This is a genomic window from Vreelandella aquamarina (assembly GCF_020075495.1).
Classification (GTDB): Bacteria; Pseudomonadota; Gammaproteobacteria; order Pseudomonadales; family Halomonadaceae; genus Vreelandella; species Vreelandella aquamarina_A.
On record NZ_JABYQT010000003.1, the window covers coordinates 167,015 to 191,460 of the forward strand.

The 24,446-nt window shown below is 63.2% G+C and carries 24 protein-coding genes; 8 read left to right on the plus strand and 16 right to left on the minus strand.

All coding sequences use genetic code 11. The features are described from left to right. Positions 1 to 2 precede the first annotated feature (2 nt). Positions 3 to 1,067: a biotin synthase BioB gene (bioB, locus tag HW452_RS06215; RefSeq protein ID WP_224105233.1), complete on the minus strand. Its 1,065-nt coding sequence runs from the start codon at positions 1,065 to 1,067 to the stop codon at positions 3 to 5. 155 nt (positions 1,068 to 1,222) lie between these two features. Here bioB and HW452_RS06220 point away from each other — a divergent pair, with 155 nt between their 5' ends. After that, a complete protein-coding gene (locus HW452_RS06220; RefSeq protein ID WP_224105234.1) occupies positions 1,223 to 1,978 on the plus strand; it encodes a tRNA-uridine aminocarboxypropyltransferase in 756 nt (251 codons plus the stop codon). Here the strand turns inward: HW452_RS06220 and HW452_RS06225 are convergent. The 8 genes from HW452_RS06225 to def form a co-directional block, all read right to left on the minus strand. Continuing rightward, complete coding sequence (locus HW452_RS06225) at positions 1,975 to 2,880, minus strand: DMT family transporter (protein WP_224105235.1); 906 nt, start codon at positions 2,878 to 2,880, stop codon at positions 1,975 to 1,977. The genes HW452_RS06220 and HW452_RS06225 overlap by 4 nt on opposite strands. Next, entirely contained in the window at positions 2,877 to 4,130 is a 1,254-nt protein-coding gene (locus HW452_RS06230; protein WP_224105236.1) for a TraB/GumN family protein, read from the minus strand. Before HW452_RS06230 ends, HW452_RS06225 begins: the two co-directional genes overlap by 4 nt. Before the next feature lie 47 nt (positions 4,131 to 4,177). After that, positions 4,178 to 5,626, minus strand: coding sequence for a TrkH family potassium uptake protein (locus HW452_RS06235; protein ID WP_224105237.1), 1,449 nt, complete (start codon positions 5,624 to 5,626; stop codon positions 4,178 to 4,180). A gap of 15 nt (positions 5,627 to 5,641) precedes the next feature. Next, positions 5,642 to 7,015, minus strand: a complete 1,374-nt coding sequence (gene trkA, locus HW452_RS06240) for a Trk system potassium transporter TrkA (RefSeq protein WP_224105238.1) — start codon at positions 7,013 to 7,015, stop codon at positions 5,642 to 5,644. A 138-nt stretch (positions 7,016 to 7,153) separates the two neighbouring features. After that, positions 7,154 to 7,360, minus strand: coding sequence for a dodecin (locus HW452_RS06245; protein WP_106374252.1), 207 nt, complete (start codon positions 7,358 to 7,360; stop codon positions 7,154 to 7,156). Positions 7,361 to 7,409: 49 nt separating this feature from the next. Then, the gene (gene rsmB / locus HW452_RS06250) at positions 7,410 to 8,759 is read right to left on the minus strand and encodes a 16S rRNA (cytosine(967)-C(5))-methyltransferase RsmB (RefSeq protein WP_224105239.1); all 1,350 of its coding nucleotides are present in this window, start codon (positions 8,757 to 8,759) and stop codon (positions 7,410 to 7,412) included. Continuing rightward, positions 8,756 to 9,742, minus strand: a complete 987-nt coding sequence (gene fmt / locus HW452_RS06255; RefSeq protein ID WP_224105240.1) for a methionyl-tRNA formyltransferase — start codon at positions 9,740 to 9,742, stop codon at positions 8,756 to 8,758. The genes rsmB and fmt overlap by 4 nt, the downstream gene beginning before the upstream one ends. Positions 9,743 to 9,922: 180 nt before the next feature. Then, entirely contained in the window at positions 9,923 to 10,438 is a 516-nt protein-coding gene (def, locus tag HW452_RS06260; RefSeq protein ID WP_224105241.1) for a peptide deformylase, read from the minus strand. A 173-nt stretch (positions 10,439 to 10,611) separates the two neighbouring features. Here def and HW452_RS06265 point away from each other — a divergent pair, with 173 nt between their 5' ends. From HW452_RS06265 to aroE, 6 genes are all read left to right on the plus strand, one after another. Continuing rightward, positions 10,612 to 11,430, plus strand: coding sequence for a peptidoglycan-binding protein (locus HW452_RS06265; protein WP_224105242.1), 819 nt, complete (start codon positions 10,612 to 10,614; stop codon positions 11,428 to 11,430). A gap of 36 nt (positions 11,431 to 11,466) precedes the next feature. Beyond that, positions 11,467 to 12,609 (plus strand): DNA-processing protein DprA, encoded by a 1,143-nt coding sequence (gene dprA / locus HW452_RS06270; protein WP_224105243.1) that lies wholly within the window; start codon positions 11,467 to 11,469, stop codon positions 12,607 to 12,609. Positions 12,610 to 12,664: 55 nt separating this feature from the next. Beyond that, positions 12,665 to 13,222: an L-threonylcarbamoyladenylate synthase gene (locus tag HW452_RS06275; protein WP_224105244.1), complete on the plus strand. Its 558-nt coding sequence runs from the start codon at positions 12,665 to 12,667 to the stop codon at positions 13,220 to 13,222. A 2-nt stretch (positions 13,223 to 13,224) separates the two neighbouring features. Further along, positions 13,225 to 14,067: an oxygenase MpaB family protein gene (locus HW452_RS06280; RefSeq protein ID WP_224105245.1), complete on the plus strand. Its 843-nt coding sequence runs from the start codon at positions 13,225 to 13,227 to the stop codon at positions 14,065 to 14,067. Between the two features lie 101 nt (positions 14,068 to 14,168). Next, a complete protein-coding gene (gene hemF / locus HW452_RS06285) occupies positions 14,169 to 15,083 on the plus strand; it encodes an oxygen-dependent coproporphyrinogen oxidase (protein WP_224105246.1) in 915 nt (304 codons plus the stop codon). A gap of 67 nt (positions 15,084 to 15,150) precedes the next feature. After that, on the plus strand, positions 15,151 to 15,975 hold the full coding sequence (gene aroE / locus HW452_RS06290; protein ID WP_224105247.1) for a shikimate dehydrogenase: 825 nt from the start codon (positions 15,151 to 15,153) through the stop codon (positions 15,973 to 15,975). A 117-nt stretch (positions 15,976 to 16,092) separates the two neighbouring features. Here the strand turns inward: aroE and HW452_RS06295 are convergent, their stop codons facing one another. Beyond that, positions 16,093 to 16,896: a M48 family metallopeptidase gene (locus HW452_RS06295; protein ID WP_224105248.1), complete on the minus strand. Its 804-nt coding sequence runs from the start codon at positions 16,894 to 16,896 to the stop codon at positions 16,093 to 16,095. 103 nt (positions 16,897 to 16,999) lie between these two features. Here HW452_RS06295 and HW452_RS06300 point away from each other — a divergent pair, with 103 nt between their 5' ends. Further along, a complete protein-coding gene (locus HW452_RS06300; RefSeq protein ID WP_224105249.1) occupies positions 17,000 to 17,869 on the plus strand; it encodes an ATP-binding protein in 870 nt (289 codons plus the stop codon). On the opposite strand, the gene HW452_RS06305 is transcribed toward HW452_RS06300, so the two are convergent. The 6 genes from HW452_RS06305 to ispG form a co-directional block, all read right to left on the minus strand. Further along, positions 17,866 to 18,480 (minus strand): hypothetical protein, encoded by a 615-nt coding sequence (locus HW452_RS06305; RefSeq protein ID WP_224105250.1) that lies wholly within the window; start codon positions 18,478 to 18,480, stop codon positions 17,866 to 17,868. The genes HW452_RS06300 and HW452_RS06305 overlap by 4 nt on opposite strands. Before the next feature lie 200 nt (positions 18,481 to 18,680). Next, positions 18,681 to 20,084 carry a ribosome biogenesis GTPase Der gene (gene der, locus HW452_RS06310; protein WP_224105251.1) on the minus strand — a complete coding sequence of 468 codons (1,404 nt, stop codon included), beginning with the start codon at positions 20,082 to 20,084 and terminating at the stop codon, positions 18,681 to 18,683. Next, positions 20,081 to 21,250 carry an outer membrane protein assembly factor BamB gene (bamB, locus tag HW452_RS06315; protein ID WP_425348090.1) on the minus strand — a complete coding sequence of 390 codons (1,170 nt, stop codon included), beginning with the start codon at positions 21,248 to 21,250 and terminating at the stop codon, positions 20,081 to 20,083. Before bamB ends, der begins: the two co-directional genes overlap by 4 nt. Next, a complete protein-coding gene (locus HW452_RS06320; RefSeq protein ID WP_224105252.1) occupies positions 21,247 to 21,903 on the minus strand; it encodes a YfgM family protein in 657 nt (218 codons plus the stop codon). The genes bamB and HW452_RS06320 overlap by 4 nt, the downstream gene beginning before the upstream one ends. Before the next feature lie 80 nt (positions 21,904 to 21,983). Then, positions 21,984 to 23,279 (minus strand): histidine--tRNA ligase, encoded by a 1,296-nt coding sequence (hisS, locus tag HW452_RS06325; protein ID WP_224105253.1) that lies wholly within the window; start codon positions 23,277 to 23,279, stop codon positions 21,984 to 21,986. Positions 23,280 to 23,325: 46 nt separating this feature from the next. After that, complete coding sequence (ispG, locus tag HW452_RS06330) at positions 23,326 to 24,441, minus strand: flavodoxin-dependent (E)-4-hydroxy-3-methylbut-2-enyl-diphosphate synthase (RefSeq protein ID WP_224105254.1); 1,116 nt, start codon at positions 24,439 to 24,441, stop codon at positions 23,326 to 23,328. Positions 24,442 to 24,446: the final 5 nt, after the last annotated feature.

Below are 24,446 nucleotides of genomic sequence, written 5' to 3' on the forward strand. Positions count from 1 at the left end.
CATCAGACACCGGCATCTACCGCAAGCTCGGCGGCACGCTCGTCGAGCCGCTGCTGCTGCGCCTGCTGGGCAAGGCGCGCGGCCTGGGTATCGGTACGTTCGCAGGTCTCGCGCTGCTCTGGATGCAGGCCCAGCTTGGTGAACAGGGCGCGGTCGCGGTCGGCCTGGGGGTTGCCGGTGGTCAACAACTTGTCGCCGTAGAAGATCGAATTGGCGCCTGCCAGAAACGCCAGCGCCTGGGTGGATTCGCTCATCTGCTCGCGCCCGGCAGAGAGGCGCACGTGGCTCTGTGGCATGATGATGCGGGCCACGGCAATGGCGCGGATAAATTCGATAGGGTCCAGGTCCTCGGCGTTTTCAAGCGGCGTACCGGGAACCTTGACCAGCATGTTGATCGGCACGGATTCCGGGTGCGGGGAGAGCCTGGCCAACTGCTGTAGAAGGGCGCTTCTGTCCTGGGCGTCTTCACCCATGCCTAAAATGCCGCCGGAGCAGACCTTCATGCCCGCTTCGCGCACCGTCGCCAGGGTCTCCAGGCGGTCGCTGTAGGTGCGCGTGGTGATGATCTCGCCGTAGTAGTCCGGCGAGGTGTCCAGGTTGTGGTTGTAGTAATCGAGCCCCGCGCTTGCCAGGCGGCTGGCCTGCGTGCCATCCACCATGCCCAGCGTCATGCAGGTTTCAAGCCCCAGGGCCTTTACCTGGCGAACCATCTCTTCGACCTGCACCAGGTCCTTGTCACGCGGGCTGCGCCACGCCGCGCCCATGCAGAAGCGGCTGGCGCCGGCGGCTTTTGCTGCCCGGGCTTGTTCGACGACCTTTTCAATCTCCAGCAGCTTCTCTTTTTCGAGCTTCGTAGTGTAGTGGCCGGACTGCGGGCAGTACTTGCAGTCCTCCGGACAGGCGCCGGTCTTTATCGATAAAAGCGTGGATACCTGCACCGCGTTGGCATCGAAATGCGCCCGGTGAATCTGCTGGGCCTTGAACAGCAGATCATTGAACGGCAGCGCAAACAGCGCATTGATGTCATCCAGCGTCCAGTCATGACGGGGGGCAGCAGTCGCAGTCATCAGTAAACCATTTTGATTTGATAGGTTGACCAGACTCTATCGGCGTCAAGCGCGCCATGTCAACTTGAGAGATTTTTATGGTTTACATAGCGGGGTTCGTCATTCCGGGGACGCTGCTTTATACTCTGCGCCCTTTTCTTCTCTCTGGAGCGCGGATGTCTGCCTCTGATACTTCCTCTGAGTGTGATCCGGCAACCGGCCATCCTCGCCCGCCGCGGCGCGAGTTCAAGGCGCGGGGCAGCTTTGTGCGCCGCTGTGAAGGCTGCAACCTGCCCGAGCTGAACTGCCTCTGCCCTTATCAGGTAAAGGCGGAGAGTCATGCCCAGGTGTGGCTCTTGACCCATCCACTGGAGCACTACAAGCCGACCAATACCGGGCGGCTGATCGGCGATGTGCTGGCGCAGACGCAAGTATTCACCTGGTACCGCACGGCGCCGGATGCTGCGCTGACGGCGCTGCTGGACGACCCGCGCTACGTGCCGTTCGTGATCTTTCCGGATGACCAGCCCGACTATGCCGAGCGCGTGGTGGGTATGGACGCCGTGCACCGTGCCAAGGAGCAGTCGCGCATTCCGGTATTCATCATTCTGGATGGTACCTGGCGCCAGGCGCGGCGCATGTTTCGCAAGAGTGCCTACCTGGATACGCTGCCGGTGTTGCCGCTGCATACCGAGCGTGAAACCCGCTATCGGCTGCGCAAGCCAGCCTCGAAGGCGCATCTATGCACGGCAGAAGTGGCGATTGAGCTGCTGCGTCAGGGAGGCGATGAGACGGCGGCGGCGGTGCTGGATGACTACTTTGACGTGTTCAATGACAGCTACGCCGCCAGCCGCTTCTATCACAAGATTGACGAACCCACCGAGGCGATGCAGCGGCTGTTGGCAAGACAGGCGCCTGACAGCGACGCCTAGCGCGCCGCCCCCGGCAGCCAGCGCAGAATCACCTTGCGTACCCAGTACCAGCGGTTGATCAGCAGGGCGGTGAAGATGAGTCCGCAGCCGAGCAGTTGCAGCGGCTCCATGGTTTCACGAAACCACAGCGCGGCCAGCAGCGCCGTCCACACCGCTTCGAGCATCAGAATGACCGAGGCGTGGCTAGGTGTGGTCATGCCCTGAGCGGTGATCTGCAGGAAAAAGCGCAGCGCGCTTGCCAGCAGGGCGCTTGCCAGGAACCAGCCGAGGATGGAGGTATCCAGCGCCACGGGCTGGCGCTCGAACGCAAGTGAGGTCAGGGTCAACACGCCGCCCACGCCCAGCAGCTGAAGCGTGGTCAGCGGCAGGGCAGGAACGTTGCGTACCACCCGTGTGTTGACGTTGATCAGGAAAGCAAAGCAGAGCGCGGCGCAGGCCATCAGCAGCTGGCTGGTTTCCACCCGAAAACCGGCATTGAGTGACAGCAGTGCAAAACCCATGAGCGCCACCGGCAGGGCAACCCAGGTAGAGCGCGGCGGCCGGTCACCGAACAAGAGCCTGGCCACCACCGGCACCAGCAGGATGCCGAGGCTGTTGATAAACGCGCTTTCGCCCAGGTGGCTCGAGGTTTCGAGCCCCACGATCCAGAAGCCAATCGCCACACTGAACAGCAGCCCGACGAACAGGCCGCGCCGAATACGCCGCGCAGGCATGCGACGCAGGGTCGGCCAGGCAAAACCCAGCAGAATCAATCCGGCAAGCAGAAAGCGCGTACCGATGAACAGCAGTGGCGGCATGCCCGCCAGCGCTTCCTTGGAGAAGATCCAGCCGCCTGCTGCCAGTACGGTCACCAGCAGCAGCAGGGCATCCGCCTGCCAGGGCGCGCGCGTCAGCGTGCTCACGCGGCTGCGCCACCAAACAGGGCCCCGGCGATGCGGAAACCCGCCACCCAGGTGCCTACTGCCGAACCGAGCGTGGCGAGTATGAACACCAGCAGGGTGCGCGATACGCGGTTTTTCCACCAGCCTTTAAGGTGGGTGACATCCTTGCGCAGCGAGGAGAAGTCGCGCACCTTGGGTTTGCGCATGTAAAGCTCTACCCCGGCCGCGACGAAGCCTGCGCCAATGGTGGGGTTCAGCGAGGTAAGCGGGGCGGCAAAGAAGGTGGCAATCACCGTGACCGGGTGGGCCATGGCAATGATGGTCGCACCACCGGATAGAATGCCGTTGATCAGGAACCACTCCAGCACCAGCTGCCAGCCAAGGTCCGTATTGCGCGAGAAACCAATCGCAAAACCGGTAATCACCAGGATGGTGATCAGCCAGGGCAGGGCTTTCCATAGTTTGGAAGGCGGCGGCGTGGCTTCCAGCGCTTCGCGCTCGACCGTCGGATTCTCGGGCAGCGGCGCTTCAAGATGTTCGATGGTGCCTTTCAGGTGCCCGGCACCCAGCACGACCAGCACGTTCTTGAAGCGTCCGGGCGGGGCCTGTTCGGCAAGGCGCAGCGCCATGTAGCGGTCGCGCTCGCGAATCAAGGGGGTGTAGAGCGCCTCGGATTCGGCGGCAAACTCGCTGAAGGTCGCCTCCAGCATGTCACCCTCCTTGAGCTTTTCGATCTCCTCGCTGGAGACGTCCTGGCGCGACAGCACGCTGCCGATCAGGCCCGAGAAAAGCGAAAAGCGCTGCCACCAGGGCACGTTGCGGTAGATGCGCTTCAAGGTCACGCCCACGTCACGGTCCACCAGCAAAAGCGGCAGGTTGCGCGAGCGGCACTCTTCAAGGGCGGCGCGCATTTCCGCTCCCGGCTCGATGCCGGACTGCTCGGCAATGCGCTGCTGGAAGGCACCCAGCGCCAGACTGGCCGCCACCATGCCCGCCTTGCCCTGCTTGAAGACCTGAAACAGGTCCTGCTCGCCCATGGCATCGGGGTTGTTCATGCTGTGGTGGCGGGCATCGCACAGCTCGATGGCAATGGCATCGAACTGGCCGCTGTCGGCAAGCTGACGAACGTCCTCGGCGCTTTCGGCCGAGACGTGCGCGGTGCCCAGCAGCGTATAGGTGGTGTCGCCAACGGTCACCGTTTTCAGCGGCCCGCTGGTGGCCGGCAGGGCGGCTGGTGGTACGCTCAGCGGGGTGGTTTCGTCTTGGCTCATTGTATCTCGACTCGAATATGAAACGGCAAACGTACTGGAAAAACGTATCAGCGGCGCCAGAAAGCCGGCGTGAACAGTACCAGTACCGTGAAAATCTCCAGGCGGCCCAGCAGCATCGCAAGTACCAGAATCCACTTGGCAAGGTTGGGAAGCTCGCCGTAGTGGCTGCTGGCCTCACCAAGCGCCGGCCCGAGGTTGTTAAGCGCGGAGCCCACCGATGACCAGGCGGTTACCTGATCGACCCCGGTGGCCATGACGCCTACCATCATCAGGAAGAACAGCATGACGTAGGCCGAGAAAAAGCCCCACACGGCCTGGGCGATGCTGTCGGGAACACTCATCTTGCCGACCTTGACGGCAATCACCGCGTTGGGATGGATCAGGCGCATGACCTCGCGCATTCCCTGCTTGAGAATCAGGATGATGCGGATGACCTTCATGCCACCCGCGGTCGAGCCCGAACACCCTCCGACAAAGGCGGCAATGAACAGCAGAAAGGGCAGGGCACCGGGCCAGGCCGAAAAGTCGGCCACCGAAAAGCCCGCCGTGGTCGCCACCGACACCACCTCGAACAGGCCATAGCGCAAGCCATTCATCGTATCGTAGGTCTGCGTCAGCCACAGGGTGATCACGGCAATGGTGACCAGCCCGCCCAAGAACAGCATCAGAAAGCGCGCTTCCGGGTCCTGGAAGTAGTGCAGCAGGCGTTTTTCACGCCAGGCCATGAAGTGCAGGCTGAAGCTGAACGCGGAAATCAGCATGAAGGCCACGCAGATAAGCTCGATGGAGGGGCTGTTGAAATAGCCGATGCTGGCATCGTGGGTGGAAAAACCGCCAATTGCCACGGTGGAAAAGCTGTGCCCCAGCGCGTCGAACCAGTTCATGCCTGCGAGCATGTAGGCCACCATGCAGGCGATGGTCAGCGTGGCGTAGATATACCAAAGCGCCTTGGCGGTTTCGGTGATTCGCGGCGTCAGCTTGGAGTCCTTCAGCGGCCCTGGAATTTCGGTGCGGTAAAGCGCCATGCCGCCGACCCCAAGGGTGGGCAGAATCGCCACGGCCAGCACCACGATCCCCATGCCGCCGAGCCACTGCAGCTGCTGGCGGTAGTAGCGGATCGATTCGGGCAGAAAGTCGATGCCCGTGATGACCGTGGCACCCGTGGTGGTAAGCCCTGAGAACGACTCGAACACGGCATCCGTGATGTCCAGCGCCGTATCACCGAACAGCATCAGCGGCAGCGAGCCGAACAGGGCAAGAACCGTCCAGAACATGGCGGCGATCAAGAACCCGTCACGGATGCGCAGCTCCTTGCGCGCCTTGTGATTTGGCAAGTACAGCAATAACCCGGTGACCACCGAGATGGCGATGCCGATCATGAAGGCGTGCCATACGCCATCGCGAAACCACAGTGAAATCAGCATGGGAGGGAGCATGGTCAGGCTGAACAGCATCAGCAGCAGCCCTAAAATGCGTAGAATGACCCGCAGACTCATGGTTGGTGCATGCTCCTAAAAGAACGTCAGGCCGACCTGGAACAGACGTTCCACATCGCGGATGCGGCGCTTGTCGATCACGAACAGGATCACGTGGTCGCCGCTCTCCACCAGCACGTCGCCATGGGCGATGATGACCTCCTTGCCGCGCACGATCGCCCCGATGGTGGTGCCTTCGGGCAGGTGGATCTCGCTGATGGTGCGCCCCACTACGCGGGATGACTGCTTGTCGCCGTGGGCGATGGCCTCGATCGCCTCTGCCGCACCTCGGCGCAGCGAGTGCACGTTGACGATATCGCCCCGGCGCACGTGGGTTAAAAGGCTCCCGATGGTCGCCTGCTGGGGGGAGATGGCGATATCGATCTCGCCGCCCTGAACCAGGTCCACGTAGGCGGCGTTGTTGATCAGGGTGAGTACCTTCTTGGCGCCGAGCCGCTTGGCCAGCAGCGACGACATGATGTTGACCTCGTCGTCGTTGGTCAGCGCGCAGAAGATATCGCACTCCTCGATGTTCTCCTCTTCGAGCAGCCGCTTGCTGGTGGCGCTGCCGTGAAGCACCACGGTGCGGTCGAGCCGCTCGGAGAGCGTGGTGCAGCGCGTAAGGCTGTGCTCGATGATCTTGACCTGGTGGGTATGCTCGAGATGCTCCGCCAGGCGCTCGCCGATGTTGCCGCCGCCGGCAATCACCACTCGGCGAAAGCCCCGCTCGATGCGCCTGAGTTCGCTCATGACCGCGCGAATATCTCGCCGGGCGGCGAGGAAGAACACCTCGTCGTCGGCCTCGATCACCGTGTCGCCGCGCGGGATGATCGGCCGGTTGCGCCGGTAGATGGCCGCCACGCGCGTATCCACGTTGGGCATATGGCGGCGCAGAAAGGCCAGGTCCTGGCCCACCAGCGGCCCGCCGAACACCGCCTTGACCGCCACCAGCTGCACCAGGCCGCCCGCGAAATCCAGCACCTGCAGGGCGCCGGGGTATTCGATCAAACGGCGCACGTGGTCGGTGACCACCTGCTCGGGGCTGATCAATACATCGATGGGAATGGCTTCGTGGGCGAACAGGCCCTTGCGGGTGAGATAGGGCGTGGCGCGCACGCGGGCAATCTTGGTGGGCGTGCGAAACAGGGTATGCGCCACCTGGCAGGCGATCATGTTGACTTCGTCGGTGTTGGTGACCGCGATCAGCATGTCGGCGTCTTCGCAGCCAGCCTGGCGCAGCACGATGGGGTAGGAGCCGGCGCCGGTCACGGTGCGGATATCGAGCTTGGTGTGCAGCTCGCGCAGTTTATTGGCGTCCGTGTCGACCACGGTGATGTCGTTCTCCTCGCGGGCGAGGTGCTCCGCCAGGGTGCCGCCGACCTGGCCGGCGCCGAGAATGATGATTTTCATTACTGAGCATCGGTTCCATGAAAAGCGCCAGCGCAGTGGGCAACGTAAGGGCTACGTAGTGCGCTGCAATTACGTAGTGCGCTGCAATAAAGACGGCGGCCAGTGTAAACCAGCCGCCGTCGAAAAGCAGGTGAGGATTTATTCCAGCGTGAAGCCGACCTTGACGGTGACCTGCCAGTGAGCGACACGGCCATCTTCGATATGCCCGCGGGTGTCGGTCACTTCCAGCCAGCGCATGTGTTGAATGGTTTCCGATGCCTTGGCGAGTGCGTTCTGCACGGCTTCCTCGATACCTTTCTCGGAAGAGCCGGTAATCTCTACGTGCTTGTAGGTGTGATGAGTCATGGTATCTCCATCCTTAGTCATGAATTCACTGCCACGGCGTTCGATGAACCTAGGCAGTACGCTTCTCTAGTCTGGCATAAAAAAAGCCATCGTGACGCCCCGCTTCGGGAAACAGCTGGCGGCCATGGCCGCTTGGTACACCCCAGGCGACATCGCTGGGCGTGGTGACCCGAGCGTCCGGCGTGCGCGCCAGGAAGGCATCGATCTGTCTGGCGTTCTCTTCGGGCAGTACCGAACAGGTGGCGTATAACAGCGTGCCGCCTTCGCGCAGCAAAGGCCAAAGGTTATCCAGAAGTTGCTGCTGGAGTTTGGCAAGCTTGCGGATATCGTCCTTGCGGCGCAGGGTCTTGATGTCCGGGTGGCGTCGAATGACGCCGGTGCCGGAACAGGGCGCATCCAGCAGAATAGCTTCAAACGGCGTGCCGTTCCACCAGTCGCGCTGGCTGGCATCGGCGTGCTGCAAGACCGCTGACAGGCCCAGACGCGTGAGCGTGTCTTCTACTCGCGAGAGGCGCTGATTGTCGCTGTCCAGAGCGGTCAGCGCGATATCGAACTGCTCGAGCAGGTGGGCGGTCTTGCCGCCGGGGGCGCTGCACGCATCCAGCACGTGGGCACCTGCACGCGGCGCCAGGGCCGGGCCCAGAAGTGCCGCCGAGAGCTGTGCGGCTTCATCCTGCACGCTGACGTGGCCGTCGGCAAAGCCAGGCAGCGCCGTGACATCGCATGGCGTCTCGAGCGTGATGCCGTCCGGCGCGTGGGTGCACAGCGCGCCGCTCAACCCCTGCTCGACCAGGCGCTCCAGATAGGCTTCGCGGTCGTTGTGGTGCTGGTTGACGCGCAGCGTCATGGGGCCGGGCTGATTGTTGGCGTCGACGATGGTGCGCCACTGTTCGGGCCAGGCGTTGCGCAGGGTATCCAGCAACCAGCGAGGATGGGCAAGCGCCACGCTTTCATCTTTATCGACGCTTGCCTGAAGCTCTTCGGATTCGCGCTGAAGCCTGCGCAGGCAGCCGTTGAGCACGCGGGTCGCCCACTCCTTGCCCAGCAGGCGCGCAGCCCCTGCGGTTTCGCCTACCGCCGCGTGGGCCGGGATGCGCATGTACAGCAGCTGATAGATGCCCACCAGCAGCAGGGCGTGAATATCGCCGTCGCGCTTCTTGAACGGCTGCTTGAGCAAGGTATTGGCCAGCGCTTCCAGACGCGGCAGCTGGCGGCAGGTACCGTAGCAGAGCTCTTTCAGAAGGCCCCGGTCACGGGCGACGACGCTGTGCTCGTCCAGATTGGCCAGAGAGCCCTGCTGGGCGATGACCGGCGCCAAAGCACGTGCCGCAGCGGCGCGAACATCCTGGCCGCTGTTGCCTGAAGTGCGGCCTTTCTGCGCGGGGCGTTGCTGGCTCATAGGGAGTCTCCTTGCTGGGATTCAGGCTGACCAAGGCGCGTGCCGGTGGTCAGGCGCGCGTGGCGGGCATTGAGCAGGTCACGTACCGCCATGGCCTTGCCGCCCGGCAGCTGGGCACTGCTTACGCACAGCACCTCGCGGCCTTCAGCGCCGCAGGCAATGCGCAGGTGGTCATCACCGTGGGCAAGCAGCATGCCGGGTGGTTCCGGGGCGTGCTCGCCGGACTCCACGCTTGCCATCAGCAGGCGCAGGCGGTCGTTGCCCAGTTGGCACCACGCCACGGGCCAGGGGTTGAAGGCGCGGATCTTGCGAGCAAGCGCTTCAGCCGGCTGGGTGAAATCGAGCTCGGCCTCGGCCTTGCTCAGCTTGGTGGCGTAAGTCACGCCTTCAGGAGGCTGGGGGGTGGCGCTTGCCTTGCCTTGAGCAAGCTCGTCCAGCACGCTGACCAGCGCATGGGCGCCCTGAATCGCCAGGCGGTCGTGAAGGTCACCGCCGGTAGTGCGCGGCGTGATGGGCGTGCGCACTTCGTGCAGCATATCGCCGGTATCGAGCCCGGCATCCATCTGCATGATGGTAACGCCCGAGGCGGAATCGCCGGCTTCGATGGCGCGCTGAATCGGCGCGGCGCCGCGCCAGCGCGGCAGCAGCGAGGCGTGCACGTTGATGCAGCCAAGCCTGGGGATATCCAGCACGGCCTGGGGAAGCAGCAGGCCGTAAGCGACCACTACCATGATGTCGGCGTTCAAGGCGGCGAGTTCGGCCTGGGCCTCGGCGTCTTTCAGCGTCTGCGGCTGATAGACCGGCACCTCATGCTCAAGCGCCAGCTTTTTCACGGGGCTGGGCGTGAGCTTGCGTCCGCGACCGGCGGGGCGGTCGGGCTGGGTATACACCGCCACTACCTGATGATGGCTCTCAAGCAGGGCGGCCAGGCTAGAGGCTGCGAAATCGGGGGTGCCCGCAAAAACAACGCGCAACTGTGACATGACAATAGATACCTGCTGGCTGAAAAAGAGAGGGCTCAAACCCACAATAAAGGCCGAGAAGCAAAGGCATACAACGACTGTTGTGATCGCCGGGCTTCTCGACCTTGTGCGTTTTACGCCGCACTTTTTATCCGGGTGACTACCAAAACCGAAGTAAACTGTGCTAAAACGCGTTGAGCGCTATGCGTCATCCTGCATCTGCTTGTGGCGTTTCTGCATCTTTTTCATGACGCGGTCGCGCTTCAGCGGCGAGAGGTAGTCGACAAACAGCACGCCCTCGAGGTGGTCGTACTCGTGCTGAATGCAGTGTGCCAGCAGGCCATCGGCCTCGAGCTCGTAAGCCTCGCCGTTGCGATCCTGGGCATTCAGCTTGACCTTGAGATAGCGGGGTACTTCGGCATAGTACTCGGGAATCGACAGGCAACCCTCGGAAAGCGGCGCTTTCTCGTCGCCAATGGGCGTGTAACGGGGGTTGATCAGTACCAGCGGCTGCGAGTTGTCTTCGCTGACATCCATCACCACCACGCGGCGGTGGACGTCGATCTGGGTAGCCGCAAGGCCAATGCCGCGGGCGTCGTACATGGTCTCTAGCATATCGTCGACGAGCTTTCTGACCTCGTCGTCAACGGCTTCCACCGCGACGGCCTTGGTGCGCAGGCGCTCGTCGGGGAATTCAAGAATAGGTAGTTTGGCCATGGGATTACAATCACCGTTCTGCTGAATCTGGAGTAAAGGCCGGGTAACCGCGGCCGGGTACTTTTCTGCCGGATACTATAGCACGCAGGCTACCCTTCTGGGCATTGCTCTGGGTATTGCTGCGTGGCCTGGAAAACGCTAAACCGCGCGACTCATCAGCCTTGGAAAACCGCATGATGCTACGCACCCCAATACCTGCCAGGACACCCGCCGGCGCTTGGCGTGCCCGGTTGAAAAGCACCCTGATCCTGAGCCTGCTGCTGGGCATGGTTCAGCCAGGTGCGTTTCAACCGGTCAGCGCGCAAGACGTATCTCCTTCGGTGATCGAGGCGTTCTTGCGTGGCCACCGCATTGTGGAGCCCAGTGACACCTTGCCGGCGCAGGCTTACGTGCTGGCCGGCGAGCGTGAACGGCTGATGAGTGGCGCAGGCGATACGCTATATGCGCGCGGGCATGTACCGCCCCATACCCGGCTCGGAATTTACCGGCCAGGGGCCCGCTACCACGATGAGCAGGGCGTACTGCTGGGGCATGAACTTCTTTATATAGGCGAAGCGCGGTGGCTGCACGGCGAGGGCGATATCAGCCAGCTGGCAATACTGAGCGCGCACCGGGAGGTGCTGAGCAATGATCTTGTGCTGCCGCTCGAGCAGCCATTGCCGCCTCGGGCGTTGACACCGCACCCGGCTGCGGCAGCGGTTGCCGGGCGCATCCTGGCCGTGCCGGGCGGCCTGCGTTTCATTGGCCGCCTGCAGGTCATTACGCTGGATGTAGGCACGCAGGATGGCCTGCAGCCGGGGCATATGCTTCAGGTGAACCAGGCCGGCGCACTGATTGACGACCCGCACACCGGTGCCAAGGCTCGGTTGCCGGATACCCCCGCAGGCCAGGTCCTGGTGATCAAGCCTTACCAGCGGGTCAGCTATGCCCTGGTGACGCAGGCGTCTCACGTGCTGGAGGTGGGTGACCGCGTGGTCAGCCCGATTCATTAAACCAACGCGCCTTCTGACAGGCGCTGAGGAGAGCGGATGGAAGCCAGGGAGTGGTTGGCGGTCAACGCCCTGCCGGGAATGGGGGCACTGCGCATTCACCAATTGGCAAGGCGCAAGCCGCGCTGGCCGGAGGGCTGGCTTGCCGCGCTGCCCAGCAACGCGGCAAGCGCATTGCGGCTCTGGCTCGAGCATCCTGAACGCAGCCCGCTTCAAGAAACGGTCAAGGCGTCTTTGGCCTGGGAGCAGGGCGCGCCCAACCGGCATCTCCTGCATCGCCACCACCCGGCCTGGCCCGCGCTTCTCGATGAAATAGATGACCCGCCCGCAGTACTCTGGGCCCAGGGCGATCTTCGTGCGCTCAAAGGCCCAAAGCTTGCCATGGTGGGGACGCGCAAACCCACCTCGGACGGGCGTGCCAACGCTCAGGGGTTTGCTCGCGAGCTTGCTCGCCGTGGCTGGTGCGTGGTCAGTGGCATGGCGCTCGGGGTGGATGGCATTGCTCAGCACGCCGCGTTGGCCGCCGGGGGCAGCAGCATCGCCGTGCTGGGCTGCGGCGTGGATGTCATCTATCCCGCCCGGCATCGCGAGCTGCACGAGCAGCTTAGCCAGGCGCCGGGCGGGCTGCTGCTTTCCGAGCACCCGCCGGGAACCGCTGCCCGGCCGGCGTTCTTTCCGCGGCGTAACCGTATCGTCACCGGTCTGGCGCTTGGTACGCTGGTGGTCGAGGCTACCGAGAAAAGTGGCTCGCTGGTGAGTGCGCGCCTGGCTCTCGAGCAGGGCAAGGAACTGTTTGCCTTGCCGGGGTCGATACACAACGTGCAGGCTCAGGGGTGTCTGCAGCTGTTGCGCAATGGCGCTACCCTGGTGCGCCACGTCGACGACATGCTCGAAGAGCTGCAGCAGTGGGCAAGCACCTTTCTACCGGGACCTGATCTATCGGGGCCTGGTCTATCGGAGCCTGGCGCGGAACCGCCGGCCTCAAGCGCCGTGGAAGCACCAGACGAAGCGGTACCGGATACGCTGCTCAACGCGCTTTCAACAACGCCCACCCCCATCGATGTATTGGTGCAGACCAGTGGTGAAAGCGTGAGTGGCTGCCAGCAGCGGCTGCTGATGCTGGAGCTAGATGGCTGGGTCGCCCAGCAGGCGGGCGGTTGGGTGCGCTTGCCCAGGCCGTGATAAAATAGGCGCAGATGTACCATCGTTCGTCGCCTTCAATAGAGCAGGAGTTGCCATGAAATCGGCCATCGACCTCGAAGCTGCCGTCAAGGCGCTACAGACAGGGAATGTCATCGCCTGCCCCACCGAAGCCGTGTGGGGGTTAAGCTGTGATCCGGATAACGACGAAGCGCTCACCCACCTGATGCGCATGAAGGACCGTGACCCGGCCAAGGGCGTCATTCTGGTGGCGGCGAACATTCAGCAGTTTCAGCCCTGGTTGAACCAGCTTCCGCTGGAGCTGCATGCACCGCTGGCAGCCAGCTGGCCCGGCCCCAATACATGGCTGGTACCGGATAATGGCCGCAGCCATGCGCTGGTTCGCGGTGCACACCAGCGCGTGGCCCTGCGCGTGACTGACCACCCGCTGATGAAAGCCCTGTGCGAAGCGTTTGGCGGGCCACTGGTGTCTACCTCGGCCAACCGTGCCGGAGAGCCGCCGGCCATGAGCGCTGCGCAAGTGAATGAGATATTTGGCGAGGAGCTGGGCGCCATCCTGGCCGGGGAGCTGGGCGGGCAGGAGCGCCCCAGCACCATTCGCGACCTGGTGACAGGCAAGGTGATGCGCGCCTAGCCGTGCCTGCCTATCTGCAGGACGCCATGATGGCGCGTCTGGGCGAAGCGCGCACCGCGCAATATCCCGGCCCCTTTCCGCTGGATGGCCTGGTGCGCAACATTCATGGCGACTTCACTCCCATGATGTGCGGCGGGATCAGCGCGCTGCTTCTGCAGATGCTGCATCCGCTGGCGCTGGCCGGGGTGTGGGACCACTCCAGCTTCCGCCACGACATGGTCGGGCGCCTGCGGCGTACCAGCGACTTTATCGCCACCACCAGCTTCGGCACTTTCGAGCAGGCCGAGGCGGCAATCAGCCGGGTGCGCCGGGTTCACGCCATGGTACGTGGCCACACCGCCGATGGGCGCGCCTACTCGGCGGATGACCCGGCGCTTCTCACTTGGGTGCATGTCGCCGAGATGAGCCGTTTCATGGCCGCCCACTTGCGTTATCGCAACCCCCACCTCGAGCGTGAGCATCAGGATCGTTACTTTTTCGAGACCGCCTGTATCGCCGAGGCGCTTGGGGCACGCAACGTGCCGGACAGCTGCGCGGCCGTCGAGGCGTACCTTGACGCAAAGCGGTGCGAGCTCGTCTGCGATGAGCGCACCCGTGAAGTGGTTCAGGTGCTGCTGAGCGCCCCGCCGCGGCATCTGATCGTTCGCCCGGCCGGGGCGCTGTTCATGCGCGCGGGTATCGATCTGCTTCCGGAGTGGGCAGCGAATCAGCTTGAGTTGAACATGCCCTGGGGGCAGCGCAAGCTGGTGCGGGCCGGCATCAAGAGCGCCATGCCGGTGATCAGCCGGGCGGTGCGAAGCGGCGCCTACCACCGGGCGCTGGCGCGCTTTCAGAAGCGCCCCTGATGGGCCTGCGCCAAACGGGCTTTTGCCAATCGGCCCTTCACCCCTTGGTGCTTACGCCGTACTATTATTATCTACACCCTGGACACAATGTTGGAGATACCGTGGCCCACGAGCATCTAGACGACGTCAAACAGTACCTGCTCGACCTTCAGGACCGGCTGTGCGAGGGCCTGGCAGCAGCGGACGGCGTGGCGACGTTCAAGGAGGACCGTTGGCAGCGCGAAGAGGGCGGTGGCGGGCGCTCCCGGGTCATCGAAAACGGCGGCGTGTTTGAAAAGGGCGGTGTCAACTTCTCACATGTCTACGGCGCGCAGCTGCCGCCATCGGCAACCGCGGCCCGTCCGGAACTCGCCGGGCGGAGCTTTCACGCCGTCGGCGTTTCCTGGGTACTGCATCCGGAAAACCCGCATGTTCCTACCAGCCACGGCAATGTGCGCTTCTTTATCGCCGAAAAGGCGGGCGAGGCGCCGGTATGGTGGTTTGGCGGCGGCTTCGACCTGACGCCCTACTACCCGGTGCTCGAGGACGTGACGCACTGGCACCAGGTGGCCAAGCGCGCCTGCGACCCTTTCGGCGAAGAGGTATACCCGCGCTACAAGGCCTGGTGCGACGAGTACTTCTACCTGAAGCACCGCGATGAAACCCGCGGTGTCGGCGGGCTGTTCTTTGATGACTTGAATGAAGGCAGTTTCGAGGAGTGTTTCTCGTTTCAACGCGCAGTGGGCGACAGCTTTCTGGATGCTTACCTGCCGATCGTGAAGCGCCGCCAGCATGATGCCTGGGGCGAGCGCGAACGCGAGTTCCAGCTCTATCGGCGCGGGCGTTACGTCGAGTTCAACCTGGTGTGGGATCGTGGGACGCTGTTCGGCCTGCAAAGCGGCGGGCGTACGGAATCGATTCTGATGTCGATGCCTCCCCTGGCGCGCTGGGAGTATGCCTACACACCAGCGCCGGACAGCGCCGAGTCGCGGCTGAACGACTATCTAATCGCCCGCGACTGGCTGGGTATCGAGTAATGTCTCACGGCCTGACTGCTGAGCGGCAACGCCCGCATGGCCATGTAAACACAGCACAGGAGCGCCAATGAGCGATCTTTACTGCGTATTCGGTAATCCCATCGAACACTCGAAGTCGCCGCTGATTCATGCCGAGTTTGCCCAGCAGACCAGACAGATGCTGGAGTACACGGCAAAGAAAGCGCCCCGGGACGATTTTGCCAATGCCTGGCGCGACTTCGTCCAGCACGGTGGCCGAGGGGCCAACGTGACCGTGCCCTTCAAGAACGATGCCTACGCGCTGTGCGATACCCTGAGCAAGCGCGCCCAGCGTGCCAAGGCGGTCAATACCCTGATCGTCGGGGGGAACGGCCTGACCTATGGAGATAATACCGATGGCGTTGGCCTGATCCGGGATTTGAAGTACCACCGCGTAACGCTTGCTGACAAGCGCGTTCTGGTGGTGGGCGCAGGCGGCGCAGTGCAGGGGATTCTCGAGCCGCTTCTGGCAGAGCAGCCTGGCGAAGTCATGGTGGTCAATCGCACCGCGGAAAAGGCCGATCAACTGGCCGAGGATTTTTCCGACCTGGGCGAGCTGCACGGCGGCGGGTTCAAGTCTGCCAAGGGGCCGTTCGATGTGGTGATCAACGGCAGCAGCGCCAGCCTTTCCGGCGACCTGCCGCCGCTGCCCGGTAACCTGTTTGCCGACGGCGCCTGGGCCTACGACATGATGTACGGCGCTGACCAGACCGTGTTTCTGAAGTGGGCCGGCACCCACGGTGCCCGACGCCTGGATGGGCTGGGCATGCTGGTGGAGCAAGCAGCGGAGGCGTTCTTTTTATGGCGTAACGTTCGCCCGGATACCACCCAGGTGCGTCAGACACTCAGGCGAATGCTGAACGCCGCCCACTGATAGGCTACCGAAAGCATTGATAGAAGCCTCGCAAGCCAAGGGCCGAGATACTCGGCCCTTGGCTGTTCGCTTGTTTTCGGTATTGCCTGATGACGGTCAGCCGAGAAAATCGGCCCGTCACGGGCGCTGGCAGTTGGGCGCTCGCCCGCTGCTGCGCGCCTGCTCATAGGTGGCGAGTGCGCTATCCATGTTGGCTTGAAGGCCCTGGATACGCTGGCCTTGATTGGGGTGCGTCGACATCCACGCCGGGGGAGCGCTGCCGCCGGAGGCTGCCTGCATGTTTTCCCAGAGGGTGACGCTCTGGCGTGGGTCAAAACCTGCCTGAGCCATCAAATCCAGGCCGATGATATCGGCTTCGCTTTCATGGCGGCGGGAGAAGGGCAGAGCGATGCCGTACTGCGCACCCATGCCCAGTACGCCCATCAGCTGCTGGCCGCCCGGGGTCTGCATGCCGGAGGCACTGGAAATCACCGAGAGGCCCAGCGAGGTGGCGCTTTGCGTGGAGGCGCGCTCATTGGCGTGACGAGCCAGCACGTGACCAATCTCGTGACCCACGACCGCGGCCAACTGGTCCTGGTTGGTAGCCACGTTGAGCATGCCGGTGTTTACGCCCATGTAGCCGCCGGGCAGGGCAAAAGCGTTGGGCTGTTCGGATTCGAAGACGCGAATCTGCCAGTCAAGATTGCGCTGCTCGCTGGGCAGGACATCGACAATCGCGTTGGTGATGCACTGCACGTAGCGGTGGCTGGCCTGCCCGGCGGTGGGAATGTCCCGCTGGTATTGAGCAAACGCCTGCTGACCCATGTCATTGAGCTGATCATCGGAGAGCAGCAGAAGCTGCGAGCGCCCGGTGGGCGAGGTGGAGCACGCGGCCAGCGAGGCGCACAGCGCGGTAACCGCAAATGGACGAAGCCAACGCATGAGATGGTTTCCTTCTAGACGGATGAGTTCCCTGCACACAAGATAACCACTAAGAGCGGTAAATCAATCTCCCTATTGTAACCCTGCTTGCCAGAGGAAAGGTATGGACGCTGAACTGAGCCAACGTTTGACCACGCTACTCGACCACCTGGAGCAGTGGCTGCCCCCGGCCCCGACCCCGGTCGACTGGGGCATCCATGTGGCGGCCATCTGGCAGCGCCATCCGCTGGGTGGACGGCTCGTGCCGGTGCCGCCGCGTGATGCCATGACCATGGACGATCTGTTGGGCATCGAACGGCAAAAGCTTGCGCTTATGGACAATACGCGAGCGTTTCTGCAGGGCCTGCCGGCCAACCACGCGCTGCTGTGGGGCTCGCGCGGTAGCGGCAAGTCCTCCGTGGTGCGTGCGCTGCTCAATTCGCTGGCCGATGAGGGGCTGCGGCTTATCCAGGTCGACCGCCACGACCTGGCGAGTCTGCCGCTGCTGATCGAACAGCTGCGCCATGTGTCGCATCGGTTCGTGGTGTACTGCGACGATCTCTCCTTCGAAGGCAATGACGATGCCTACAAGGCGCTCAAGAGCGTGCTGGATGGCGCCTTGACCGGCCCGCCGGAGAACGTGCTGCTGTATGCAACTTCCAACCGGCGCCACCTGCTGCCGGAGTCGATGGACGATAACAGCGGATCGAGGCTGGTCGGCGAGGAGCTGCATCACGGTGATGCGGTAGAAGAGAAGATCTCCCTTTCGGACCGGTTTGGCCTGTGGCTGGGCTTTCACCCGTTCAACCAGGCAACGTACCTTGACGTATGCGAGCACTGGGTCCGGAAGGTAGGCAATGCAGAGGACTGGGATGCGGACGCGCGTGCCGAAGCCGTGCGGTTTGCCACGCTGCGCGGTGGGCGCAGTGGGCGTACCGCCTGGCAGTTTGCGACCGCCTTCGTGGGCCGAAAACGCCTCAAGGCGCAGCGCTAGCGCTGCGGAATCAACTGGCCATCCGGGCCCACGTTGAGGCGAATGGTGGGCGTCAAAAGCCCGGCGGGCAGTGTCATGCCCAGCCCGCGTAGATCTCCCGGGGTAATGGCCAGTTCGCTGCCCGCCGGCAGTTCGCCCTGAGCGGCGAGCTGCTTGGCCAGGTTGATCATGGGCGCCATCTTCTGGGTGTCGGTGCCCAGCACATCGAAGGCCAGCGGCAGGCGCAGGTTGGCGTCATCGCCAGGCGTCAGTGCCACGTCCTGGGAGTACTGGCCTTTCACCGGATCGACGCCCGGCATGTTCAGCGTCCAGTTGAATCCGGACATGGCCACGGCCGGCATGCCCGGCGGCAGGCCCAGCCCCATGGCGAGGGTCGCTTGAACCGGCAGGCTGCCCGCCCCAAGGCTCGAAGCCAGCAGGCTGGTCAAGTCGCTGGTGTCCAGGCCCGCATTGATGTTGTAGGGGCCAATGCGCACATCCTCGACACCCAGCGAGGTCACCGCCAGGCGAAAGGCGAACAGCCCCGTTTGCGGCAAGGCCAGGCAGCCGGTCAACAGGCTGGCCAGCCCCAGGGTTACCAGCCAGCGCCAGTAACGAACGGCATAACGCATAGATTCTCTCCCGGGAAGGGCAAGTGCTGGTAAACGCCAGCAGCGGTGGGCTAAAAGCGCGGCTATTTGAGGGCCGGCACGAGTTTCTGTCAAGGAAATTTACCTCCCTGTGCTCAGCGTAGAATAAAAAGCCCAGCGTAGAACGAAAAACGCCTGCCGGTGAGGGCAGGCGTTTTTTCATGGGACAAGAATACGCGGTACTAGCGGCGTTTCTGGCGCGCTTCCTTGGTGCGGTTGAGCTCGCGCTTCTTGGCTTTCTCTTTATCGCTGGCGCCGGCCATGTGGTCGAACGGGTTGTCGCCGGAGCGAAACTCGAAGCGCATGGGCGTGCCGCGCACCTTCAACACCTTGCGGAAGGTATTGGTCAGGTAGCGGCGGTACGCCTCGGGCAGGGCGCTGGTCTGGTTGCCGTGGACCACGATGATCGGCGGGTTGCTCCCGCCCTGGTGCGCCATGCGCAGCTTGATGCGCCGCCCATTGACCATGGGAGGCGGATGCTGGCTGACCGCATCCTGAAGCAGCGTGGTCAGGCGATTGGTGGACCAGTGCGCGTTGGCCGCGTTGAACGCCCGCTCGATGGAGGGATAAAGATCGCCCACCGCCGTGCCGTGCAGCGCCGAGATAAAGTGCATTTCGGCGTAGTCGGCAAAGCCCAGGCGGCGTTTGATGTCCGAGCGCATCTTCTCCTTGGCGTCGCTTTCCAGGCCGTCCCACTTGTTGATGGCCAGCACCAGCGCGCGCCCGGTGGTCAACACGTAATCGAGCAGGTGCATGTCCTGCTCGACCAGGCCGTTGCGCGCATCCAGCACCATCACCGCGACATGGCACTCCTTGATGGCATCCAGCGTCTTGATGATCGAGAACTTCTCGGCAATTTCGCTGACGTTCTTGCGCCGTCTCACGCCGGCCGTGTCGACCAGCACGTAGGGCTTGCCGCGCCGCTCGAAGGGAATCTCGATGGCATCACGGGTGGTGCCCGCTTCATCGAACACCACCACGCGGTCTTCGCCGAGCAGGCGATTGACCAGGGTAGATTTGCCCACGTTCGGCCGGCCGATGACGCCGATACGAATCCCCTTGCTGCCGGTATCTGCCGGGATGCTGGCATCGCGGTCGGGAAACGGCTCGAGCACGGTATCCATCAGCGTGGAGACATTGCGCCCATGAGCGGCGGCAATCGGCCACGGATCGCCAAGGCCCAGCTTCCAGAACTCGGCCATGGCCGAGTGCTCTTCCAGGCCATCGGTCTTGTTGACCACCAGCCAGGTCTTCTTCTGGTTGACGCGCAGGTGATTGGCAATAGCCTCGTCGGCCACGTTCAGCCCGGCGCGGGCATCCACCAGAAACAGGACGATATCGGCTTCATCAATCGCGGCAAGCGACTGCTCGGCCATCGCCGCATCGATGCCCACTTCATCACCGCTGATGCCGCCGGTGTCGATGACGGTGTAGCTCTTGTTGCCCAGCATGCCGTTACCGTACTTGCGGTCACGGGTCAGGCCGGGAAAATCAGCGACCAACGCATCGCGCGAGCGCGTCAGTCGGTTGAACAGCGTCGACTTGCCCACATTGGGGCGACCGACTAAAGCAATGACGGGTGTCATGGAGTGACTTCCAGGGTTTCCAGGCGACCATTGTTGGCCTGGACATGAATGGTGTTGCCTTCGGTAACCGGGGCCACGCTGATACCTGACTTGTGAACCCGGGCGCGGCCGGCAAGGTCGCCGCTACGCGCATCGATCAGGTGGACATAGCCCTCGAAATCGCCAAATACCAGGTTGCCGTCGGCAAACGCCGGGGCGGTCAGCCAGCGGTCCTCAAGGTCGTCGTTACGCCAGATCTCCTGGCCGGTGCCGGCGTCAAGCGCCACCACCTGGCTGTCGTCGGTCACCACGAACAGATAGTCGCCCACCATCAGCGGTGTCTTGCGGCTGGAGAGGCTGCTTTCCCAGATAACGCTTCCCTGAGTGGCTTCCAGCGCCACGACGCGGCTGTTGTAGCTGGTGACGAACAGGCGGCCATCCGGGGTGATCAGCGGCTGGCCGGAAAGATCCACCAGACGCTCGACTTCGCTGCGACCGGAGGGCGTGGCAATCTGCAGGTCCCAAAGCGGCTGGCCGCTGCGATTGTCCAGTGTTACCAGGCGGCCATTGGCCAGGCCCACGAAGGTGACGGGGTCGATCACCATGGGGGTGCCGGTGCCACGCAGGGTAAGCGCAGGCTGGGAGCTGGTGTAGACCCAGCGCTCCTGGCCAGTCGCGCGGTCCAGGGCCGTTACCTGGCCATCCACGCTCTGAACGATCAGCAGTTGCTGGTTGGCCTGAGGGGCGGCCAGCACTTCACTGGAGACCCGGGCACGCCAGTCGACGCTGCCGTCGCGCTGGTCAAGCGCGATCACTTCACCGTTGCGCGTGCCCAGGTAAACCTTGCCGGCAATGGCGGTCAGAGCACTGGAAACGGGGGTATCAAGCTCTACCCGCCATTCGCGGTCGCCGTTATTCGCGTCAAGCGCCATGACCAGCCCTTCAGCATCGGCCGCGAAAACGGTATTGCCTTCACGGGCCGGGGCGATGGGATAGCGCGCGCGGCCAAGGCCGTTGCCCACGTTCTGGCGCCACTGGGTGTCGAGCGTGGCGGTTTCATTGAAACTACGCAGCTCTTTTGGCGTGTAGGCGGGCTCGCCCTTGCTGGCACAGCCGGCCAGCAGGGCAATGGCGGCAGCACCTAAGGTCACGCGCATGATCTGTTTGGAAAGTCGCAGAGTCATCATTGAGTCGCCTCCTCGGCGCCGAGATCGTCAAGCTTTAATTGCACGCCGTAAAGCGTTTGATCCTGCTCCTGAGCAAGTGTCACTGCTTCCTGCCAGGCGCTTCTGGCCTGTTCGGTCTGGCCAAGCGCTGCGAAGGCATCGCCACGCACATCGGCTCGCTGAGCGGCCAGGGAGTCGCTGATCGGCTCGTCCAGCAGTTCGAGAGCGGCATCGGGGTTGTTGCTCGCCACTTCGAGGCGCGCCAGGCGCAGCCAAGCGAGGCTTTGCACGAAGCGGCGCGATGAGCCGTCGGCCACCTGCTCGAGCGCTTCGCGAGCGGCATCGAGATCGTCCTGCTGTACGGCAATTCGGGCATCCAGCAGCAGAGCCAGATCAGCGTATAGCGTCTTGCCGTAATCGTCGGTAAGTTCGGCAATCAGTTCGCGGGCGCCGGCGGCCTGCTGCTCGTCCAGCTCATCGGCGGTAGCGATGCTGACCAGCTGCTGATAGCGGACCGAGGCGGCTTCCGACTGGCCTTCCTGATAGTTCTGCCAAGCGTTCCAGCCAAACACACCCGCGGCGGCAAGCACCGCACCGGCAATCAGCGAGGTGCCGTTCTCTTTCCACCAGCGCTTGATGACATCCAGCTGCTCTTCTTCGCTTCGATCCGCCACGGGCGGTCTCCTATTGCATGACATCGCCGCTTCATAGCGTCGATCGTTGATTGGTAGGCGCGCAGCGCCGGTTCAGTGGCTCAGCGAGCCAGCAGTTCGCCAAGCGTCATGGCAAGTTCGGCCTGGCTGGCACGCTGCTGCTCGCGGTCATCGCGCAGGAACTTGAGCGTTACCTGCTGCTGAGCCATCTCATCCTCGCCCAGCAGGATGGCAATGCCCGCTGCACTCTTGTCGGCCTTTTTCATGCGGCTCTTGAAGCTGCCGCCGCCGCAGTGCAGCTGAAGGCGCAGGTCAGGAAGCTCGCTACGCAGCTGTTCGGCAAGTGTGAGCGCGGCAACGGTGGCGCTGTCGTCCATGGGCACCAGATAGACATCGCAGCCGCCGAGCGCTTCGTCAGGCACGAGGTCGAGGGTTTCCAGCAGCAAAATGAGCCGCTCGATCCCCATCGCAAACCCGACGGCGGGCGTGGGCTTGCCGCCCAGCTGCTCGACCAGACCGTCATAGCGGCCACCGGCACATACCGTGCCCTGGCTGCCCAGCGCCGTGGTGGTCCATTCGAACACCGTACGGCAGTAGTAGTCGAGCCCACGCACGAGCCGCGGATTGACCACAAACGGCACGCCTGCGGCATCGAGCATGGTCTTGATCTGCTCGAAGTGCTCGCGGGACTCGTCATCCAGGTGATCCATCAGCTGTGGGGCACCGTCGAGCATCTCGGCCATGGCGGGATTCTTGGAGTCCAGAATGCGCAGCGGGTTGCTGGTCAGGCGGCGCAGGGAGTCTTCGTCCAGCACGTCGCGGTGCTGTTCGAAATAGGCCACCAGCTTGTCGCGGTAAGCCGCCCGTGCCTCGGATGAGCCCAGCGAATTGAGCTCAAGCGTGACGTGCTCCAAAAGCCCCAGTTCTTTCCACAGCCGGGCCGAGAGCAGAATGACTTCGGCATCGATATCCGGGCCGTCGAAGCCGTAGGTTTCGACGCCCACCTGATGGAACTGGCGGTAGCGGCCCTTCTGGGGACGCTCGTGGCGAAACATCGGGCCCTGGTACCAGAGGCGCTGGGTCTGGTTGTGCAGCAGGCCGTGCTCCATGGCCGCGCGTACGCAGCTGGCGGTGCCCTCTGGGCGCAGGGTCAGGCTGTCGCCGTTACGGTCGTCAAAGGTATACATCTCCTTTTCGACGATATCGGTCACTTCGCCGATGGAGCGGGCAAACAGTGCCGTCTGCTCGACGATGGGCGTGCGAATCTCGTCAAAGCCATAGCGCAGCAAAAGCTTGCGCACCTTGGCCTCAAAAAATTGCCAGCGAGGGCTATCGCTGGGCAACAGGTCGTTCATGCCACGGATGGCTTGAATCTTTTTAGCGGCGGACTTGCTCAATGAAAACTCCTTGTTCTGCATCCTGGCTGATGCACGCTCCCGGCGGTTAGACGCTGCGGGCAATCATGTCATCTTCCTGCTGCTGTTTCTGACGCACTTTTTCGCGGATCAACTGCTCCAGGTCATCCACCAGGTGCTCGTTGCGCAGCTTGCTGGCCGGTTTGCCGTCGATATACACGAGGTTCGCGGGGCTGCCGCCGGTCAGGCCGATGTCGGTCTCCTTGGCTTCGCCGGGGCCATTGACCACACAGCCGATGACCGAGACATCCAGCGGCGTCATCACGTCTTCCAGGCGCTCTTCGAGCTGGTTCATGGTGCTGATGACGTCGAAGTTCTGGCGCGAGCAGCTGGGGCAGGCGATGAAGTTGATCCCCTTGGCGCGCAGCTTCAGGCTCTTGAGCATGTCGAAGCCGACCTTGATCTCCTCCACCGGATCGGCGGCCAGCGAAACACGAATGGTGTCGCCGATGCCATCCATCAAGAGCATGCCAAGGCCGATCGATGACTTCACCGTACCCGAGCGAAGCCCGCCAGCTTCGGTGATCCCCAGGTGGAGCGGTTGCTCGATGCGCGTGGCAAGCTCACGATAGGCGGCCACGGCCATGAACACGTCAGAAGCCTTGACACTGACCTTGAATTCTTGGAAGTCGAGCCGATCCAGGTGGTCGATATGGCGCATGGCCGACTCCACCAGGGCTGCTGGCGTGGGTTCGCCGTACTTCTTCTGCAGGTCCTTTTCCAGCGAGCCCGCGTTGACGCCGATGCGAATCGGGATGCCGTGTTCACGCGCGGCGCTGACCACCGCGCGCACGCGGTCTTCGCGGCCGATGTTGCCGGGGTTGATGCGCAGGCAATCAACGCCCAGCTCCGCCACGCGCAGGGCGATCTTGTAGTCGAAGTGAATGTCGGCGACCAGGGGTACATCGACGCGCTGCTTGATCTTGCCGAAGGCTTCGGCGGCGTCCATGTCCGGCACGGAAACGCGCACGATGTCAGCACCGGCTTTTTCCAGCTGCTGAATCTGCCCGACGGTAGCCTCCACGTCCAGCGTGTTGGTGTTGGTCATGCTCTGTACGGAAATAGGCGCATTTCCGCCCACCGCCACCTTGCCTACGTGAATCTGGCGGGACTGGCGGCGCTTTATCGGAGAAGGGGCGTGCATAGGAC

Excerpts from the sequence above, each read along its gene's own strand:
- bioB (WP_224105233.1), bottom strand. The coding sequence starts at position 1,067 with ATGACTGCGACTGCTGCCCCCCGTCATGACTGGACGCTGGATGACATC.
- HW452_RS06220 (WP_224105234.1), top strand. The coding sequence starts at position 1,223 with ATGTCTGCCTCTGATACTTCCTCTGAGTGTGATCCGGCAACCGGCCAT.
- HW452_RS06230 (WP_224105236.1), bottom strand. The coding sequence starts at position 4,130 with ATGAGCCAAGACGAAACCACCCCGCTGAGCGTACCACCAGCCGCCCTG.
- HW452_RS06235 (WP_224105237.1), bottom strand. The coding sequence starts at position 5,626 with ATGAGTCTGCGGGTCATTCTACGCATTTTAGGGCTGCTGCTGATGCTG.
- trkA (WP_224105238.1), bottom strand. The coding sequence starts at position 7,015 with ATGAAAATCATCATTCTCGGCGCCGGCCAGGTCGGCGGCACCCTGGCG.
- HW452_RS06245 (WP_106374252.1), bottom strand. The coding sequence starts at position 7,360 with ATGACTCATCACACCTACAAGCACGTAGAGATTACCGGCTCTTCCGAG.
- rsmB (WP_224105239.1), bottom strand. The coding sequence starts at position 8,759 with ATGAGCCAGCAACGCCCCGCGCAGAAAGGCCGCACTTCAGGCAACAGC.
- fmt (WP_224105240.1), bottom strand. The coding sequence starts at position 9,742 with ATGTCACAGTTGCGCGTTGTTTTTGCGGGCACCCCCGATTTCGCAGCC.
- def (WP_224105241.1), bottom strand. The coding sequence starts at position 10,438 with ATGGCCAAACTACCTATTCTTGAATTCCCCGACGAGCGCCTGCGCACC.
- HW452_RS06265 (WP_224105242.1), top strand. The coding sequence starts at position 10,612 with ATGATGCTACGCACCCCAATACCTGCCAGGACACCCGCCGGCGCTTGG.
- dprA (WP_224105243.1), top strand. The coding sequence starts at position 11,467 with ATGGAAGCCAGGGAGTGGTTGGCGGTCAACGCCCTGCCGGGAATGGGG.
- HW452_RS06275 (WP_224105244.1), top strand. The coding sequence starts at position 12,665 with ATGAAATCGGCCATCGACCTCGAAGCTGCCGTCAAGGCGCTACAGACA.
- aroE (WP_224105247.1), top strand. The coding sequence starts at position 15,151 with ATGAGCGATCTTTACTGCGTATTCGGTAATCCCATCGAACACTCGAAG.
- HW452_RS06295 (WP_224105248.1), bottom strand. The coding sequence starts at position 16,896 with ATGCGTTGGCTTCGTCCATTTGCGGTTACCGCGCTGTGCGCCTCGCTG.
- HW452_RS06300 (WP_224105249.1), top strand. The coding sequence starts at position 17,000 with ATGGACGCTGAACTGAGCCAACGTTTGACCACGCTACTCGACCACCTG.
- HW452_RS06305 (WP_224105250.1), bottom strand. The coding sequence starts at position 18,480 with ATGCGTTATGCCGTTCGTTACTGGCGCTGGCTGGTAACCCTGGGGCTG.
- der (WP_224105251.1), bottom strand. The coding sequence starts at position 20,084 with ATGACACCCGTCATTGCTTTAGTCGGTCGCCCCAATGTGGGCAAGTCG.
- bamB (WP_425348090.1), bottom strand. The coding sequence starts at position 21,250 with ATGATGACTCTGCGACTTTCCAAACAGATCATGCGCGTGACCTTAGGT.
- ispG (WP_224105254.1), bottom strand. The coding sequence starts at position 24,441 with ATGCACGCCCCTTCTCCGATAAAGCGCCGCCAGTCCCGCCAGATTCAC.